The 18,394-nt window shown below is 72.4% G+C and carries 11 protein-coding genes; all 11 read left to right on the top strand.

The window, feature by feature from the left end:
- The coding region (locus ACIQGQ_RS36585; RefSeq protein ID WP_402404826.1) for an amino acid adenylation domain-containing protein at positions 1-1,563 on the top strand (1,563 nt) is incomplete at its 5' end.
- Positions 1,560-8,642, top strand: a complete 7,083-nt coding sequence (locus ACIQGQ_RS36580) for an amino acid adenylation domain-containing protein (protein WP_402404823.1) — start codon at positions 1,560-1,562, stop codon at positions 8,640-8,642. The genes ACIQGQ_RS36585 and ACIQGQ_RS36580, both read left to right, overlap by 4 nt.
- Before the next feature lie 181 nt (positions 8,643-8,823).
- Positions 8,824-9,741, top strand: coding sequence for a kinase (locus ACIQGQ_RS36575; RefSeq protein ID WP_352281066.1), 918 nt, complete (start codon positions 8,824-8,826; stop codon positions 9,739-9,741).
- Position 9,742: 1 nt separating this feature from the next.
- Positions 9,743-10,792 (top strand): PLP-dependent cysteine synthase family protein, encoded by a 1,050-nt coding sequence (locus tag ACIQGQ_RS36570; protein ID WP_402404819.1) that lies wholly within the window; start codon positions 9,743-9,745, stop codon positions 10,790-10,792.
- Positions 10,789-12,051, top strand: a complete 1,263-nt coding sequence (locus ACIQGQ_RS36565; protein ID WP_402404816.1) for an ATP-grasp domain-containing protein — start codon at positions 10,789-10,791, stop codon at positions 12,049-12,051. The genes ACIQGQ_RS36570 and ACIQGQ_RS36565 overlap by 4 nt, the downstream gene beginning before the upstream one ends.
- The gene (gene argH, locus ACIQGQ_RS36560; RefSeq protein WP_402404813.1) at positions 12,048-13,526 is read left to right on the top strand and encodes an argininosuccinate lyase; all 1,479 of its coding nucleotides are present in this window, start codon (positions 12,048-12,050) and stop codon (positions 13,524-13,526) included. The genes ACIQGQ_RS36565 and argH overlap by 4 nt, the downstream gene beginning before the upstream one ends.
- Complete coding sequence (locus ACIQGQ_RS36555) at positions 13,511-14,803, top strand: MFS transporter (RefSeq protein WP_402404811.1); 1,293 nt, start codon at positions 13,511-13,513, stop codon at positions 14,801-14,803. The genes argH and ACIQGQ_RS36555 overlap by 16 nt, the downstream gene beginning before the upstream one ends.
- A 52-nt stretch (positions 14,804-14,855) precedes the next feature.
- Entirely contained in the window at positions 14,856-15,623 is a 768-nt protein-coding gene (locus tag ACIQGQ_RS36550) for a 4'-phosphopantetheinyl transferase family protein (protein WP_402404830.1), read from the top strand.
- Between the two features lie 133 nt (positions 15,624-15,756).
- Positions 15,757-17,646, top strand: a complete 1,890-nt coding sequence (locus tag ACIQGQ_RS36545; RefSeq protein WP_402404808.1) for an acetolactate synthase large subunit — start codon at positions 15,757-15,759, stop codon at positions 17,644-17,646.
- A 14-nt stretch (positions 17,647-17,660) separates the two neighbouring features.
- Positions 17,661-18,233: an acetolactate synthase small subunit gene (ilvN, locus tag ACIQGQ_RS36540; RefSeq protein WP_352281077.1), complete on the top strand. Its 573-nt coding sequence runs from the start codon at positions 17,661-17,663 to the stop codon at positions 18,231-18,233.
- Between the two features lie 60 nt (positions 18,234-18,293).
- Positions 18,294-18,394: hypothetical protein (locus ACIQGQ_RS36535; RefSeq protein ID WP_350986285.1), on the top strand; the 101-nt coding region annotated here is incomplete at its 3' end.

Below are 18,394 nucleotides of genomic sequence, written 5' to 3'. Positions count from 1 at the left end.
GCGGGTGCGGTGTATGTGCCGTTGGACACCCGTTATCCGGCGGAGCGGGTCGAGTTGATCGTCGGTCAGTCCGGTGTGACTCATCTGGTCACCGATCGTGATCCGGGTTCGGTGGTGGTGCCTGCGGGCGTGCGGGTGTTGGGGCCGGTGGCGGGTGAGGCCGTGGCGTCGTCGGATCCGGGTGTGGTGGTCCATCCGGACCAGCCGGTGTACGCGATGTTCACCTCGGGTTCGACCGGGGTCCCGAAGGGGGTCGCGGTCACCCACCGCAACGTGGCGGACCTGGCCGGACAGTCGATGTATGCGAACGGGAACCATGGCCGGGTGCTGTTCCATTCGGCGATGGCGTTCGACGCGTCGACGTACGAGATGTGGGTGCCCTGGCTCAACGGCGGGACCCTCGTCGTCGCCCCCGCCGGCCACCTCGCCCCGGCCGACTACGTGCGACTGCTGAGCCGGCACCGGATCACCTCGATCTGGCTCACCGCCGGGCTCTTCCGGCTCATGGCGGAGGAGATCCCGGAGGCGTTCGCCGGGGTGCGGGAGGTGTGGGCCGGTGGTGACGTCGTTCCGCCGGAGGCCGTGCGCCGGGTCATGGACCGCTGCCCCGACACCACCGTCGTCAACGGCTACGGCCCGACCGAGACCACCACCTTCGCGACCACCCACCGCATCCGCCGCCCCCTGGAGCACGCGGGTGCGATCCCGATCGGTGAGCCGTTGGACAACCACCGGTTGTATGTTCTGGACGAGGGGTTGCGGCTGGTTCCGCCGGGGACGCCGGGTGAGCTGTACATCGCGGGTGCGGGGCTGGCGCAGGGTTATCTGGACCGGCCGCAGCTGACGGCGGACCGGTTCGTCGCCGATCCGTACGGGCCGGCCGGTGCCCGGATGTACCGCACCGGGGACCTGGTCCGGTGGAACCGGGAGGGCTCCCTCGAATACCAGGGCCGGGCCGACCAGCAGGTCAAACTCCGCGGCTTCCGCATCGAACTCGCCGAGATCGAGACCGTCCTCGCCGGCCTGCCGGGTGTCGCCCAGGCCACCGTCGTCGTCCGCGAGGACCGGCCCGGCGACAAACGCCTCGTCGCCTACCTGGTCGCCGCCGAGGAGAACGCCGGGACCGAAACCGCCGACCTGCAGCGGCAGATGGCCGGGCTGCTGCCCGACTACATGGTCCCGTCCGCCTTCGTGGTCCTCGACGCGATCCCGCTCACCGTCAACGGCAAGGTCGACCGGCGTGCCCTGCCCGCCCCGCAGATCGACAGCGCACCCGCCGGACGCGCCCCGCGCAACGCCCGGGAGGAAGTGCTCTGCGGACTCTTCGCGGAGATCCTCGGACTTCCCTCGGCCACCATCGACGACCACTTCTTCGACCTCGGCGGGCACTCGCTCCTCGCCACCCGGCTCGTCGGCCGGATCCGTACCGCGCTCGGAGTCGAACTCTCCGTCGCGACCCTCTTCGAAAACCCGATCGTGGCCACGCTCGTCGAGAAGCTCGACGCCGGCGGGGCCGCACGGCCCAAACTTCGGCCGATGCGCCGGATGGGAGTGACCAAGTGATTCCCTTGTCCTTCGCCCAGCAGCGGCTCTGGTTCATCGCGCAGATGGAAGGGCCGTCCACCACCTACAACATCCCGCTCGCGGTCCGGCTGGGTGGTGACCTCGACCGCGGGGCCCTCCACTCGGCGCTCCTGGACGTGGTCGGCAGACACGAGAGCCTGCGCACCCTCTTCCCCGACCAGGACGGCACCCCGTACCAGCACATCCTGGCGGAGGAGGACGTCGAACTCCCGCTGCCCGTCGTCCCGGCCGACGACGAGACGCTCCAGGCCGTCCTCACCGAGGAGTCCGCGCAGGTCTTCCACCTGGAGAAGGACCTGCCGCTGCGGGCCCGCCTGATCGCCCTCGGCGAGCGGGAGCACGTCCTGCTCGTCGTGATGCACCACATCGTGTCCGACGGCGGCTCGACGGCCCCGCTCCTCGAAGACCTCGCCACCGCCTACGAGGCCCGCGCCGGGGGCACCGCCCCCGCCTGGGAGCCGCTGCCGGTCCAGTACGCCGACTACACCCTCTGGCAGCAGGAACTCCTCGGCGACGGCGACGACCCGGAGAGCGCCGGGGCACGCCAGCTGGAGTTCTGGCGGCAGACCCTGGACGGGCTGCCCGAGGAGGCCACCCTGCCGGCCGACCGGCCCCGCCCCGCCTCCGCCTCGTACGTTGGCGCGACCTGCGACGTCCGGCTGCCCGCCGAACTCCACATCGGGCTGACCCACCTCGCCCGGGAATCCGGCGCCACCCTGTTCATGGCGGTCCAGGCCGCCGTGGCGACCGTCCTGTCCCGCTCCGGCGCCGGGCACGACATCCCGATCGGCTCGCCGGTCTCCGGGCGCATCGACGAGGCGCTCGACGGACTCGTCGGCTTCTTCGTCAACACCCTGGTGCTCCGTACCGACCTGACCGGCGACCCGAGCTTCCGCGAACTGCTCTCCCGGGCCCGCAGGACCGACCTGGCCGCCTGGGACAACCAGGACCTGCCCTTCGACCGGCTGGTCGAGGTGCTGAACCCCGAGCGCTCCGCCTCCCGCCACCCGCTCTTCCAGGTGATGCTCACCATGGGCGAGGCCGGGTCCGACGCCATCGGCTTCCCCGGGCTCGACGCCCGCACCGAATACCGGTCCCTCCAGATCGCCAAGTTCGACCTGACGTTCGGCTTCGCCGAGCACCGCACCCGCGACGGCCGCCCCGACGGCCTGGACATCACCATCGAGTACGCCACCGACCTCTACGACGCCCCGACCATCGACGCCCTGATGGCGCGGCTGAACCGGCTGCTGGAAGCCGTGGTCACCTCGCCCGACACCCCGCTCTCCGTCCTCGACCTCCTCGGCGAGCACGAGCGGCGGCTGCTCCTGGAGGAGCGCGGCGGCGCCGCCACCGGCAGCCCGGACCTCAGCCTCGCGGAGCTGTTCTCCGCACAGGCCGCCCGCACCCCCGACGCCGTCGCCCTCGTCGACGAGGACCACGACCTGACCTACGCCGAACTCGACGACGTCACCAACCGGCTCGCCCACCACCTCGTCGACACCGGCGTCCGGCGCCACGACGTCGTCGCCGTCCTGATGGAACGCTCGACCGACCTGCTCACCGCCCTGCTCGCCGTGGTCAAGGCCGGAGCCGTCTACGCCCCGCTGAACACCACCGACCCGGACAGCCGGCTCGTCCAGATCCTCGCCGACACCCGGGCCCCGGTCCTCCTCACCGACCGGGCCCTCGCCGACCACCAGGTCGTCCTCGACACCGGGGCCCGGGTCATCGTCCTGGGCGAGGACCTCGACCTCGACCGGCTGCCCGCCACCGCCCCCGACCACACCATCCACCCCGACCAGCCGGTGTACGCGATGTTCACCTCCGGCTCGACCGGGGTCCCCAAGGGCGTCGCGGTCACCCACCGCAACGTCGCCGACCTGGCCGCACAGACCATGTACGGCAACGGCAACCACCGGCGGGTCCTGTTCCACTCCCCGGCCGCCTTCGACGCGTCGACGTACGAGATCTGGGTGCCCTGGCTGAACGGCCGCACGGTCGTCGTGGCCCCGCGCGGCCACCTCGCCCCCACCGACTACCAGCGGCTGCTCTCCGAGCACCGGATCACCGCGCTCTGGATGACCGCCGGGCTCTTCCGGGTCATGGCCGAGGAGGCCCCCGGCGCGTTCGCCGGGGTGCGGGAGGTGTGGGCCGGAGGCGACGTCGTTCCGCCGGAGGCCGTGCGCCGGGTCATGGACCACTGCCCCGACACCACCGTCGTCAACGGCTACGGCCCCACCGAGACCACCACCTTCGCCGCCACCCACCGCATCCACCGCCCCCTCGACCAGGCGGGCGCGATCCCGATCGGCGAGGCCCTGGACAACCACCGGTTGTACGTCCTCGACGAAGCCTTGGGACTCGCCCCGCCCGGCGCCCCCGGCGAGCTGTACATCGCCGGAGCCGGTCTCGCGCAGGGCTACCTCAACCGCGCCTCGCTGACCGCCGAACGCTTCGTCGCCGACCCCTACGGCCCGGCCGGCACCCGGATGTACCGCACCGGGGACCTGGTCCGGTGGAACCGCGAAGGCTCCCTCGAATACCTGGGCCGGGCCGACCAGCAGATCAAACTCCGCGGCTTCCGCATCGAACTCGGCGAGATCGAGAGCGCCCTGGCCGCCCACCCGAGCGTGGGCCAGGCCACCGTCATGGTCCGCGAGGACCGGCCGGGCGACAAACGTCTCGTCGCCTACCTGGTCGCCGCCGACGGCGCCCGGATCGACACCGAGGAGGTGCACCGCGAGATCGCCGGCGCCCTGCCCGAGTACATGGTCCCGTCCGCCTTCATGGTCCTCGACGCGATCCCGCTCACCACCAACGGCAAGGTCGACCGGCGCGCCCTGCCCGCCCCGCTCCACACCACCGGCACCGACGGCCGGACACCCCGGACACCCGCCGAGGAGGTCCTCTGCGGACTCTTCGCCGCCGTCCTCGGACTCCCGTCGGTCACCATCGACGACCACTTCTTCCGACGCGGCGGACACTCCCTGCTCGCCACCCGGCTCATCAGCCGCATCCGGGCGGTGTGGGAGACCGAGATCACCATCCGGGACCTGTTCCAGTACGCCACCGTCGCCCAGCTCGCCGAACGGATCGCCGCCGAGAACAGCGAGGCCCGGCGCCCCGCGCTGCTGCCGGAGGAGCGTCCGGAGCGGGTGCCGCTGTCGTCGGCGCAGCAGCGGCTGTGGTTCCTCGACCAGATGGAGGGGCCGTCCGCCACGTACAACATTCCCCTCGCCCTGCGGTTGAAGGGAACGCTGGACCGGGAGGCGCTGCGGCTGGCGCTCACCGACCTCACCACCCGCCACGAGGGGCTGCGCACCGTCTTCCCCGTCCACGAAGGGACCCCGTACCAGCACATCCTGCCCCCGGCCGACCTCGAACTCCCCCTGACCGAGACCACCGAGGAGGAACTCGACCAGCACCTGGCCGACCTGGCCGGCCGGACCTTCGACCTGGCGGCCGAACCGCCGCTGCGGGCCCGGCTGCTGCGGACCGGGGCCGACCACCATGTGCTCGGACTCGTCATCCACCACATCGCCTCCGACGGCTGGTCCAACGGGCCGCTCTTCCGCGACCTCGCCACCGCCTACGAGGCACGCACCGGCGGCACCGCCCCCGAGTGGGAGCCGCTCCCCGTCCAGTACGCCGACTACTCCCTCTGGCAGCGGCGCCTCCTGGCCGACGTCGAGGAACGCCAGCTCGACCACTGGCGCGGCGTCCTCGCCGACCTGCCCGAGGAGGCCACCCTCCCCACCGACCACGCCCGCCCGGCCGTCGCCTCCAACAAGGGCCGCACCCACGCCGTGCGCTGCTCCGCCGAACTGCACACCGCCCTGACGGAGCTGGCCCAGGAGACCGGCACCACCCTGTTCATGGTGGCCCAGGCCGCCGTGGCGACCCTGCTCTCCCGGTCCGGCGCCGGACACGACATCCCGCTCGGCTCACCCGTCGCCGGACGCACCGACCAGAAGCTCGACGACCTCGTCGGCTTCTTCGTCAACACCCTGGTCCTGCGCACCGACACCAGCGGCGACCCCACCTTCCGCGAACTGCTCACGCGGGTCCGGGAGACCGACCTCGCGGCCTGGGCCCACCAGGACCTGCCCTTCGACCGGATCGTCGAAGCCCTCAACCCGGAGCGCACCAGCGCCCGCCACCCGCTCTTCCAGGTCATGCTCACCGTCGGCGACACCGGCGGCGCGCCTCCGCAACTGGCCGGGCTGGAGACCGGCTTCGACTTCCCGCCGGTCGCCGTCGCCAAGTTCGACCTCACCTTCGCGTTCGCCGAGAACCGGTCCCCGGACGGCCGGCCCGACGGCCTCGACATCATGATCGAGTACACCACCGACCTCTACGACGCACGGACCGTCACCACCGCCGCCGACCGGCTCGTCCGGCTCCTCACCGGCGCCGTCGCCGGCCCCGACCTGCCGCTCGGCGCCCTGGAGATGGCCTCCGGGCAGGAGCGGGAGCAACTGCGGGAGTGGAGCGGGGCACAGACCCAGGCACCCGCCCTCGGACTCGACGCACTCTTCGTCGAACAGGCCCGGCGCACCCCGCACTCCGTCGCCCTGGTCCACGAGGAGCAGCGGATCACCTACGAGGAACTCGACATCTGGTCGAACCGGCTGGCCCGCCACCTCACCTGGCGGGGCGTCACCCCCGGCAGCATCGTCGCCATCCACGTCGAACGCTCCCCGCAACTCGTCGCCACCCTGCTCGCCGCGCTGAAGGCCGGAGCCGGATACACCCTGCTCGACCCGCAGTTCCCGGCCGACCGGCTGAACACCGTCCTCGGCCAGACCGGCCCGGCGGCCCTCGTCACCCAGGCCCACCTCACCCCCCTGTCCACCCGGGCCACCCTGATCGACCTCACCGAGGAGATCCCGGCGATCAGTGCCCTGCCCGGAACACCGGTGGAGACCGGCGGGCACCCCGAGTCCATCGCCTGCGTGATGTTCACCTCCGGATCCACCGGAGTGCCCAAGGGCGTCGCCGCCTCGCACCGGGCGCTCGCCGCCACCTTCATCGGCCCCGACTACCTGGACTTCGGCCCCGGCCAGACCTATCTGCAGAGCTCCCCGGTCTCCTGGGACGCCTTCGCCCTGGAGGTCTTCGGGCCCCTGCTCCACGGCGGCGTCTGCGTCCTCCAGCCCGGCCAGCACACCGACCCGCACCAGATCGCCGAACTCGTCGAACAGCACGGCATCACCACCCTCCAGATGTCGGCGAGCCTTTTCAACCACATGCTCGACGAGCACCCGGCGGTCTTCTCCCGGATCAAGGAGGCCATGACCGCGGGCGAGGCCGCCTCGCCCGCCCACACCGCCCGCGCCCTCGCCGACCACCCCCACCTCCACCTCGTCAACGGCTACGGGCCCGCCGAGAGCATGGGCTTCACCACCACCCACACCCTCACCGGACCCGCCCCCGCCATCCCGATCGGCCGCCCCATCGCCGGCAAGCACGCCTACGTCCTGGACGAGAACCTCCGGATGCTGCCGCCCGGCGTCCCCGGCGAGCTCTACGTCGCCGGCCACGGCCTCGCCCACGGCTACATCGGGCAGCCCGCGCTCAGCGCGGAACGCTTCGTCGCCGACCCGCACGGCGCGCCCGGCTCACGGATGTACCGCACCGGCGACCTGGCCCGCTGGAGCCAGGACGGGGCCCTGGAGTATTTCGGCCGGGCCGACCAGCAGATCAAGTTGCGGGGCTTCCGCATCGAGCCGGGTGAGATCGAATCGGCGCTGCTGCGGCACCCCTCCCTCGCCCAGGCGGCGGTGCTGATCCGCGAGGACCGGCCCGGCGACAAACGACTGGTGGCGTACGTGGTGCCCGTCGAGGGTGCCGAGGCCGACCTCCCCGAGCTGCGCCGGCACGCGGTGGCCGCCCTGCCCGAGTACATGGTCCCCGCCACCATCGTGCCGCTGGACGCGCTGCCGCTGACGGTCAACGGCAAGCTCGACCGGCGCGCCCTGCCCGAACCGGCACAGGCCGACACGGCCGGCGGCCGGGCCCCGCGCACCCCCGCCGAGGAAGTGCTCTGCGGCCTCTACGCGGAGGTCCTGGGCCTCGGCCAGGTCACCATCGACGACCACTTCTTCCAGCTCGGCGGGCACTCCCTGCTCGCCACCCGGCTCATCGGCCGCATCCGCTCCATCTGGGACACCAAGGTCACCATCCGCGACCTGTTCCAGTGCCCGACCCCCGTCCTGCTCGCCGAACACATCGCCACCAGCACCGGCGGCGACCCGATGGAGACGCTCCTCCCGATCCGGGCCGCGTCCGCCGACTCCACCGAGGCCCCGCTGTTCTGCGTGCACGCGATCTCCGGGATGAGCTGGTCGTACGCCGGACTGCTCCGGCACATCGGCCGGCGGCCGCTCCTCGGCCTCCAGGCCCGGGAGCTGACCCACCCCGCGGACCGGCCCGCCGGCATCGAGGAGATGGCCGAGAGCTACGTGGCCCAGATCCGGTCGGCCCAGGCCCACGGCCCGTACCACCTGCTCGGCTGGTCGTTCGGCGGGCTGGTCGCGCAGGCCATCGCCGCCCGGCTGGAGGAGCAGGGCGAGGAGGTCGCCCTGCTGGCCCTGCTCGACTCCTACCCGCTGCCCGACGGATTCCGGGCACCCGCCATCACCGGCCGGGAGGTGCTGACCGCCCTGCTCGGCGGCCGTGGCGCCGACATCGGCGTACGGTGCGCCGACACCGCCCCGGACGCCGGGGAACTGGCCGCCGTCCTGCGCGCCGAGGACGCCGTCCTCGGCGCACTCGAACCCGACCAGGCCGCGGCGGTCGTCACCGCGACCGCGGCCAACCTGGAGATGCGCTACCGGTACGTGCCCCGGCGCCGGTTCGGCGGCGACGCGGTGTTCTTCAACGCCGCCCGCACCCCCGCCGCGAGCAGCGGGTCCCAGGCCTGGGCCCCCCATGTCGGGGGCCGCGTCGAGGAGTACGACATCGACTGCGAGCACTGGGACATGACCACGGCCGAACCCCTGCGCGAGATAGGGAAGATCCTGGCCGAGGAGTTGCGGGGGGTGCGCCACTGACCCACGCCCCGAAGGTGCCCGGACCCGCCGATCACGGTGGGTCCGGGCACCTTCGCGTGCGGCGGACCGGCACCCCCAATTGCCCGCGGGCTGCCGCTTCCTCCGCCGGGCAGGGACCCGTCGCCCGCATAGCGTGAGGTCATCCGCAGGCCCCAGCTCCCGGCGACAGAAAGTCAAGGAAATGGTTGATCATTCCGGCTGGCGTGTCGGGGTAGCTTCGGCCCCCGTCCACCACGGCGAGATCCTGCAAGGGGTGTTCCCCGGCGACGGCGGGCTCACCCGAGGGCTCGTCACACTTCCCTGCACCATCCACGTGACCCGCGCGACCTTCATCCCCGCCCCCGGAGCCGAGGTCACCGTCACACCGTCCTGGAAGGGCAAGGCCCGACGCGCCGCCGAACTCGCGGTCCGCGCCGTGACCCCGCCGGACGCCGGGCCGGCCGGGGGACACCTGGACCTCAGCGGCGACGTACCGCTGTGCCGGGGCTTCGGCTCCTCCACCAGCGACGTCCTGGCGGCGATCTGGGCGGTGAAGGACGCCTTCGTCAGCCCCCTCCCCGCACAGGAGGTCGCCCGCATCGCGGTACGGGCGGAGACCGCGTCCGACTCCCTGATGTTCGAGGACTCGACCGTCCTGTTCGCCCAGCGCGAGGGCACCGTGATCGAGGACTTCGGCTACCGGATGCCCGCCCTGCGGGTCCTCGGCTTCGGCTCCCGTCCCGAGAACGGCGGACGCGGCGTGGACACCCTGGCCCTCTCCCCGGCCCGCTACGGACAGGACGAGGTCGACCTCTTCACCCGGCTGCAGGCGATGCTCCGGGAGGCCATCCAGATGAAGGACGTGGCCCTGCTGGGCTCGGTCGCCACGGCCAGCACGGAGATCAACCAGCGTCATCTGCCGATCCCGGAACTCGACCGCATCCGGGACATCGCACGGACCACCGGAGCCGTCGGCATACAGGCGGCACACAGCGGGGACATCGCGGGTCTCCTCTTCGACCGGGACGACCCCGAGGTCGAGGCGCGCACCGAACTGGCCCAGGACCTCCTCCAAGAGCTCGGAATCCACGAGCAGTGGAACTACACAACGGGTGACTGACATGACGACGACCACACTCCCCAAGGCGCACTCCTCGATCGTCGAGGCGACGGAGCTGCCCCGCATCATCAAGGTGACCGACAACCTCTACGCCGCTGCCTTCAGCCTGATGAAGCTGCTGCCCGCCCGCTACATCCTCGACCGCGCCGAGGCGGCCGGACTCATCTCCCCGGGAACCCGGATCATCGAGACCTCCTCGGGCACCTTCGCCCTGGGCCTGGCCATGGTCTGCCGGCTGCGCGGCTACCCGCTGACCATCGTCGGCGACTCCGCGATCGACCGGGACCTGCGCACCCGGCTCGAAATGCTCGGCACGACCGTGGAGATCGTCGAGCACACCGGCCAGGCCGGCGGCATCCAGGGCGCCCGGCTCGCCCGCGTCGCCGAGCTGCGCCGCCAGTACCCCGACGCCTTCGTCCCCGGCCAGTACGACAACCCCGACAACCCCGGCGCCTACGGCATCGTCGCCGACCTGATCGGCGACACCGTCGGATCCGTCGACTGCCTGGTCGGCCCGGTCGGCTCCGGCGGCTCGACCGGCGGCCTCGGTGCCGCCCTGCGCCAGACCGGCCCGGCCCTCCACCTGATCGGCGTCGACACCCCCGGCAGCATCATCTTCGGCAGCCCCGACGGCCCCCGCATGCTGCGCGGACTCGGCAGCAGCATCCACCCCGGCAACGTCAAGCACGCGGCGTACGACGAGGTCCACTGGGTGACCGCCCCCGAGGCCTTCCACGCCACCCACGAGCTCTACCGCGCCCACGGCCTGTTCATGGGCCCGACCAGCGGAGCCTCCTTCCAGGTGGCGTCCTGGTGGGCCGAGCACAACCCGGACAGCACCGTCGTCATGGTCCTGCCCGACGAGGGCTACCGCTACCAGTCCACCGTCTACAACGAGAACTGGCTGCGCGAGCAGGACATCGTCCCCGCCCCCGCCGCCAACGGCCCGGTCACCGTCGAACACCCGCTGGACGCCCCCGCCGCCTGGTCCCGGCTGCTGTGGGCCCGCCGCGGCTTCGACGACGTGGTGATGCCGGTGGTCGAGTCATGAGCGAGCGCCTGCTGCTCCTGGTGGAGAGCAACACCACCGGCACCGGACGGCTGTTCGCCCGGCGCGCCGCCGAACTCGGCGCGGTTCCCGTGCTGCTGTGCGCGGACCCGGGCCGCTACCCCTACGCCGCCGAGGACGGACTGCGGACCGTCGTCGTCGACACCTCCGACGAGACCGCGCTGTGGGCGGCCGTCCGCACCCTGGAGGGGAGCGCCACCCTCGCGGGCGTCCTGACCAGCTCCGAGTACTACGTGCCGACCGCCGCCGCCCTGGCGTACCGGCTCGGACTGCCCGGCCCCTCGGCCGAGGCCGTACGGGCCTGCCGCGACAAGGCCGAGCAGCGCCGCACCCTCACCGCGGCCGGCATCGGCTCACCGGGCTTCGAGGTCGTCACCGGGACCGCCGACGCCGTCGCCGCCGCCCGCTCCCTCGGACTGCCCGTCGTCGTCAAACCCGTACAGGGCTCGGGCAGCCTGGGCGTACGGCTCTGCTCCGACCTGGCGGAGGTCGCCGAACACGCCGGAACCCTGCTGGCCACCACCGTCAACGAACGGGGCATCGCCGCCCCGGGCCGGATCCTGGTCGAGGAGTACCTGACCGGACCGGAGTTCTCCGTCGAGGTCTTCGGCACCGAGGCCGTCGTCACCGTCGCCAAGCACGTCGGCGCACCGCCCTCCTTCGTCGAGACCGGCCACGACGTGCCCGCCGCGCTCCCCGGCGCACAGGAGATCGCCCTGCGCGAGACCGCCGTACGCGCCGTACGCGCGCTCGGCCTCGGCTGGGGGGCCGCCCACGTCGAACTGCGCCTCACCGGACCCGGGTCCGCCGCCGTCATCGAGGTCAACCCCCGGCTGGCCGGCGGCATGATCCCCGAACTGGTCCGCCGGGCCTGCGGCATCGACCTGGTCCGCGCCCAGGTGCTCGCCGCCCTCGGCACCGCACCCGAACTTGACCGCACCGGCTACGCCCGCGCCTCGATCCGGTTCCTCACCGCCGCACAGGACGGCATCCTCGCCCCGGCCGCCGCACTCGCCGACGCCGTGGAACGCGCCCGCACGGTCCCCGGCACCGTCGAGGCGGTGCTCTACCGCGCCCCCGGCGAACCGGTGGGACCCGCCGAGGACTTCCGCGGCCGGGTCGGCCATGCCATCGCCGTGGCCGACCGCTCGGTGCGGGCCGCCGAGGCCGCCGGACGGGCCGTCGACCTGCTCGGCCGGGCCCTGATCCACGCCGTGCACACCGAGGAGGCACTCGCATGACCGCGGCGACCGCGCAGGGCGTCGACACCGGCCGGCTCAAGGCCGCGCTCGACGCCGAGGCGCACCGCATCGTCTACGACCAGTACCTGCCGGAGACCACCGACGGGCTCGGCGACGAGCTCCGCTGCATCAGCGAGGTCGACCGCGCCCACCTGGTCATGCTCACCGAACGCGGCATCGTGGACGCCGACCGGTCCGCCGCCCTGCTGCGCACCATCGGTGAACTGCGCGACCAGGACTTCGCACCGGTCCGCGCCCTCCCGATGCCGCGCGGCGTCTACCTGGCGTACGAGGGACACCTCATCGCACAGCTCGGCGACCGCATCGGCGGCATCCTGCACACCGGCCGCTCGCGCAACGACCTCAACGCCACCACCACCCGGCTCAAGACCCGCGCCCCCTACCGGGCCCTGCTGGACGCGGTCGACCGGCTGGCCGGGGTGCTCCTGGCCAAGGCCGAGGAGTACCGCGACGTGGTCATGCCCGCCTACACCCACGGCCAGCCGGCCGTCCCGATCGGCTACGGCCACTACCTCGCCGGAATCGCCGCCGGAGTGCTGCGGGCCTACCGGTCGCTGCTGGACGCCGGACGCCAGCTCGACGTCAACCCGCTGGGCGCCGGTGCGATCGGCGGCACCTCCGTACCCATCGACCCCCGGCGCACCGCCGAACTCCTCGGCTTCGACTCCGCCGCGCCCAACTCGGTCGACGCGGTGGCCTCCCGGGACTTCGTCCTGGAACTGCTCTCCGCCTCCGCCGTCCTCGGGGTCGTACTGGCCCGTGCCGGACGGGACCTGAGCACCTGGACCTCCGAGGAGTTCGGACTGCTCCGGGTCGGTGACACGCTCGTCGGCTCCAGCTCGATGATGCCGCAGAAACGCAACCCCTTCCTGCTCGAACACATCCAGGGCCGGTCCTCCGCGAGCCTCGGCGCCTTCGTCGCCGCGGCGTCCGCGATGACCACCGGCGGCTACACCAACGCCATCGCGGTCGGCACCGAGGCCGTCCGGCACCTGTGGCCCGGCCTGCGCGGCACCACCGACGCGGTGACCCTGCTGAGCCTGGTCGTGGCGGGCACCGAGCCCGAGCGGGACCGCATGGAGCGGCGGGCCGTGGACGGCTTCACCTCCGCCACGTACCTGGCGGAACGGCTCGTCCTGGACGGGACCCCGTTCCGGGCCGCGCACCACCAGGTCGGCGAGACCGTACTCGGAGCCCTGGAGACCGGCCGGTCCCTGGAGGACGCGGCGGCCTTCGACGCCGTCGAGGACGGCGCTCTCGCCCCCGACCGGGTGATGGCGGCCTGCGCCCACGGCGGCGGCCCCGGCTCGACCGCCGGCGGAATCCACGCGCTCACCGCCCGGCTGGACGCCCTGCGGGCCGAGTCCGCCGCCCGGAGCGCCCGCTGGAGCGACGGAGCCGCGCTGCTGTCGCAGGCCGTGGCCGAGGCGGTGACCTCATGTCGGCAGAAGTGACCGAGCGCCCCATGGACCACGGGAACGGGCTCCCTCCGGGGAAGGGACTGCGCGGCCACCGCGACTTCCGGCTGCTGTGGATCGGCGAGACGACCAACCGCGTCGGCATCAACATCACCGCCGTCGCCATGCCCCTGGTGGCGGTGGTCACGCTCAACGCGAGCACCTTCGCGGTGAGCGTGCTGGCCGCCGCCCCCTGGCTGCCCTGGCTGCTGATCGGCCTGCCCGCCGGAGCCTGGGTGGACCGGATGCGGCGCCGCCCGATCATGATGGTCTGCAACGTGCTCCCGCTGGTCCTCCTGGCCAGCGTGCCGGTGGCGGGCTGGCTCGGCGTCCTGACGATGACCCAGCTCCTCGCCGTCGCCCTGGCCAACGGGTTCGCCGCGGTGTTCTTCGGGATCTCGTACAAGGTCTACCTGCCCTCCCTCGTCGGCCCCGAGGACCTCCAGGAGGCCAACGCCAAGCTCCAGGGCAGCGAATCGGTGGCCCAGGTCGCCGGACTCGGCGGCGGCGGTCTGCTCGCCCAGATCTTCGGCGCCACCTCCGGCCTCCTCGTCAACTCGGGGACCTTCCTGGTCTCCGCGCTCTGCCTGCTGGGCATCCGCAGCAAGGAGCCGGCCCCCGAACGGCCGGCGGAACACCGGGCCCTGCGCCGGGACATCAAGGAGGGCGTCCGGTACGCCTTCAAGGACCCCTACCTGCGCGTCCTCACCCTGTACGGCACCGCCACCAACCTGCTCCTGACCGCCGAGGCGGCGATCATCCCGGTCTTCATCATCCGGGAACTGGGCGTCCCCGAGGGGGCCACCGGCTGGCTCCTCGCCTCCAGCAGCATCGGCGGCATCCTCGGCGCCACCTTCTCCAAACGGCTGATCGCACGGTTCGGATCGGCCCGCGGTCTGCTCGTCACCACCATCGCCAGCGCCCCGTTCGCCCTGCTCATCCCGATGACGGGAACGGGCTGGACGCTGTCCGCACTGGTCGTCGGGAGCGCGGTCCTCTCGCTCGGCGTCGTCCTCGCCAACGTGATCCAGGGAGCGTTCCGCCAGCGCTACTGCCCGCCCCAGCTGCTCGGCCGCGTCTCGGCCAGCGTCTCGGTCGCGAACTTCGGCGCCATCCCCTTCGGATCCCTGCTCGGCGGAGCTCTCGGCACCGCCCTCGGTCTGCGGCCCACCCTGTGGCTGCTCACCGCGGGACTCGCCCTGACCCCGCTGCTCCTGCTGATCGGGCCGCTGCGCCGACGGCGCGACCTGCCGGTCGCACCGGCGACGCCATGACGCCCGACTCACCTGTCACTCTCGCAAGAACAGGAGAGACCCCGTGGAACAGATGCTGCCCAGAGTCGTCCGTGAGCTGCCACCCCCTGGCTCACTCGATCTCTGGCTCCTGAGGGTCTCGGATGTCCCCAACGGCATCCTGGACGAACAGGTACTCGACGCGACCGAGCGTCAGCGTGCCGCCACCCTCATGCACGCCGCCGACCGCACCCGGTTCACGGCCGCGCATGTCGCCCTCCGCCGGCTGCTCGGCTCCTACCTGAGCCTGCGCCCCGAGGACGTCCACCTCGGCAGGGACCTCTGCCCCTGCTGCGGCGGACCGCACGGCAGACCCACCGTGCTCGATGTCGACGACCGGCTGTTCTTCTCGCTGTCCCACCGCGGCGACCTCGCGGTCGTCGGGACCGCCGCGGCCCCCATCGGGGTCGATGTGGAACTCGTACCGGACCAGGACGGCACCGCGGATCTCGCCGCGATGCTGCACGTGGACGAACAGGCCGAACTGGCGGCGCTCGCCCCGCCGGCCCGGCCCCGGGCACTGGCCCGGCTGTGGACCCGCAAGGAGGCCTACCTCAAGGGCCTCGGCACGGGGCTCGGCCGCGACCCGTCCCTCGACTACGTCGGCTCGGGACGCCCCGAAGGACCGTACCCGCCGTCCGGCTGGACCCTCGTCGACGTCCCGGTGGACCGGGGCTACGCGGCGGCGGTGGCGGTCCACGGAGAGCTCACCATGGACGGCCTCCTGGTCCGCCGGCTCGCCGGCATCGACGTCGTACGGCATACCTGCGACGTCCCGCAGACGGCGAAGAACCCGCCCTGACCACCGGGATCGCCGGGTGCGTCCGTCGCGGTGACCACCCGGCGGCGGGCCCGCACCACCCGGTCGCTCCCGCCGCGGCTGCCGTTCCCCGCGACGTCCTCGCCCACACCCCTACGGACCCTTGGAACTGACGATGTCAAACGCTGTGAAGCAGGCCCCCGCGGCCCTCCTCCCGCACACGCGACCCGGTGCCACCGGGCGGCCGGACACCGGCGCCGGGCACGTGACGGGCGCCCAGTCCCTCATCCGGTCGCTCGAAGAGGCCGGCGTGGACACCGTGTTCGGCATTCCCGGCGGGGCGATCCTGCCCGCCTACGACCCGATGATGGACTCCACCCGGCTCCGCCACGTGCTGGTCCGCCACGAGCAGGGTGCCGGGCACGCGGCCACCGGCTACGCCCAGGCCACCGGCAAGGTCGGCGTCTGCATGGCCACCTCAGGTCCCGGCGCCACCAACCTGGTCACCCCGATCGCCGACGCGTACATGGACTCCGTCCCGCTGGTCGCGATCACCGGCCAGGTCTCCTCCAAGTCCATCGGCACGGACGCCTTCCAGGAGGCGGACATCGTCGGCATCACCATGCCGGTCACCAAGCACAACTTCCTGGTCACCCACGCGGACGACATTCCGCGGACGGTCGCCGAGGCCTTCCGGATCGCCTCCACCGGCCGCCCCGGACCGGTGCTCATCGACATCACCAAGGACGCCCTCCAGGCGAGCACCACCTTCCGCTGGCCCACCGCCACCGAGCTGCCCGGCTACCGCCCCGTCACCAAACCGCACGCCGGGCAGATCCGCGAGGCCGCCCGGCTCATCGCCGGGGCGAGCCGACCGGTCCTCTACGTCGGCGGCGGCGTGCTCAAGGCACGGGCCACGGTCGAGCTGCGCGCCCTCGCCGAACTGACCGGCGCCCCCGTGGTCACCACCCTGATGGCGCTCGGCGCCTTCCCCGGCAGCCACCGGCAGCACGTGGGCATGCCCGGCATGCACGGGGACGTCGCGGCGGTCGCCGCCCTCCAGAAGGCCGACCTGATCGTCGCCCTGGGCGCCCGCTTCGACGACCGCGTCACCGGCAGACTGGACGGCTTCGCCCCGCACGCCAAGGTCGTCCACGCCGACATCGACCCGGCGGAGATCTCCAAGAACCGCCTCGCCGACGTCCCGATCGTCGGGGACGCCCGCGAGGTCCTCGCCGCCCTCGCCGCCGCCGTACGCTCCGACCGGGAGGACGGACACGTCGGGGACTACGCCGCCTGGTGGCGGGAGCTGGACCACTGGCGCTCCACCTACCCGCGCGGTTACGGGACCCCCGCCGACCCCGGGCTGCTCTGCCCGCAGCAGGTCATCGAGCGGATCGGCCAACTCGCCCCGGTGGGAACGCTGTTCGCTTCCGGTGTGGGGCAGCACCAGATGTGGGCGGCGCAGTTCCTCCCGCACGAGGAACCGGGCACCTGGTTCAACTCGGGCGGTGCCGGGACGATGGGGTACGCGGTCCCCGCCGCGATGGGCGCCAAGGCGGGCCGCCCCGACCGCACGGTCTGGGCGATCGACGGCGACGGCTGCTTCCAGATGACCAACCAGGAACTCACCACCTGCGCGCTCAACAACATCCCGATCAAGGTCGCCGTCATCAACAACGGCGCTCTCGGGATGGTCCGCCAGTGGCAGAACCTCTTCTACGGGGCACGGTTCTCCAACACCGTGCTGCACGAAGGCGCCACCAACGCCTCCACCGGTTCGGCCCGGGGCACCGGCTCCGCGACCAACCGGGGCACCCGCGTCCCGGACTTCGTCCAGCTCTCGGAGGCGATGGGCTGTGTGGGCCTGCGCTGCGAGAGCCCCCTCGAACTCGACGCGATCATCGAAAAGGCCAACGCGATCAACGACCGCCCCGTCGTGGTGGACTTCATCGTCCAGCAGGACGCGATGGTGTGGCCGATGGTCCCGGCCGGTACCTCCAACGACGACATCATGGCCGCACGTGACGTACGCCCCGACTTCGGCGACTTCGCGGACGACTGAGAGGACCCTCCGACATGTCCCAGCACACGCTCTCCGTCCTGGTCGAGGACACCCCCGGCATCCTCGCCCGCGTGGCCGCCCTGTTCTCGCGCCGCGGCTTCAACATCGACTCGCTCGCGGTCGGCACCACCGAGCACCCCGACCTCTCCCGGATCACGGTCGTCGTCCGGGTCGAGAACCAACTGGCCCTGGAACAGGTGACCAAGCAGCTCAACAAGCTGGTCAACGTTCTGAAGATCGTGGAGCTGGAGGCGGACTCCGCCGTCCAGCGCGAACTGGTCCTGGTCAAGGTCGCCGCCGGCAACGGGACCCGGGCCCAGGTCATTCAGATCGGCGAACTCTTCCGGGCCAGAACCGTCGACGTGTCACCCGACGCCGTCACCCTCGAAGCGACCGGCTCCGGCGACAAGCTCGACGCGATGCTCCGGATGCTGGCCGGCTTCGGCATCAAGGAACTCGTCCAGTCCGGCGCCATCGCGATCGGCCGCGGCTCCCGGCCCCTCGCCGACCGCTCCACCCGCGAGACCCGCCCGATCCGCCTGACCCCCGCCACCGCCCCGGTCACCGCCGAGGCGCAGAGCGCCTAGTACATATCCCGCACACCCCGTCCGCACACCCTCACGATCCAGGAAACAAGGAGAACCACCATGCCCGCCGAGCTGTTCTACGACGACGACGCCGACCTGTCCATCATCCAGGGCCGTAAGGTCGCGGTCATCGGTTACGGGAGCCAGGGGCACGCGCACGC

Source organism: Streptomyces sp. NPDC092952, assembly GCF_044754785.1.
Classification (GTDB): domain Bacteria; phylum Actinomycetota; class Actinomycetes; order Streptomycetales; family Streptomycetaceae; genus Streptomyces.
The sequence above is the reverse complement of the archived record's forward strand: the minus strand, read 5'-3'. Positions and strand labels throughout refer to the sequence as shown.

What these genes read in the sequence shown, in the direction of transcription:
- ACIQGQ_RS36575 (WP_352281066.1), top strand. Translation starts at nt 8,824, where the DNA reads ATGGTTGATCATTCCGGCTGGCGTGTCGGGGTAGCTTCGGCCCCCGTC.
- ACIQGQ_RS36570 (WP_402404819.1), top strand. Translation starts at nt 9,743, where the DNA reads ATGACGACGACCACACTCCCCAAGGCGCACTCCTCGATCGTCGAGGCG.
- ACIQGQ_RS36565 (WP_402404816.1), top strand. Translation starts at nt 10,789, where the DNA reads ATGAGCGAGCGCCTGCTGCTCCTGGTGGAGAGCAACACCACCGGCACC.
- argH (WP_402404813.1), top strand. Translation starts at nt 12,048, where the DNA reads ATGACCGCGGCGACCGCGCAGGGCGTCGACACCGGCCGGCTCAAGGCC.
- ACIQGQ_RS36555 (WP_402404811.1), top strand. Translation starts at nt 13,511, where the DNA reads ATGTCGGCAGAAGTGACCGAGCGCCCCATGGACCACGGGAACGGGCTC.
- ACIQGQ_RS36550 (WP_402404830.1), top strand. Translation starts at nt 14,856, where the DNA reads ATGCTGCCCAGAGTCGTCCGTGAGCTGCCACCCCCTGGCTCACTCGAT.
- ACIQGQ_RS36545 (WP_402404808.1), top strand. Translation starts at nt 15,757, where the DNA reads ATGTCAAACGCTGTGAAGCAGGCCCCCGCGGCCCTCCTCCCGCACACG.
- ilvN (WP_352281077.1), top strand. Translation starts at nt 17,661, where the DNA reads ATGTCCCAGCACACGCTCTCCGTCCTGGTCGAGGACACCCCCGGCATC.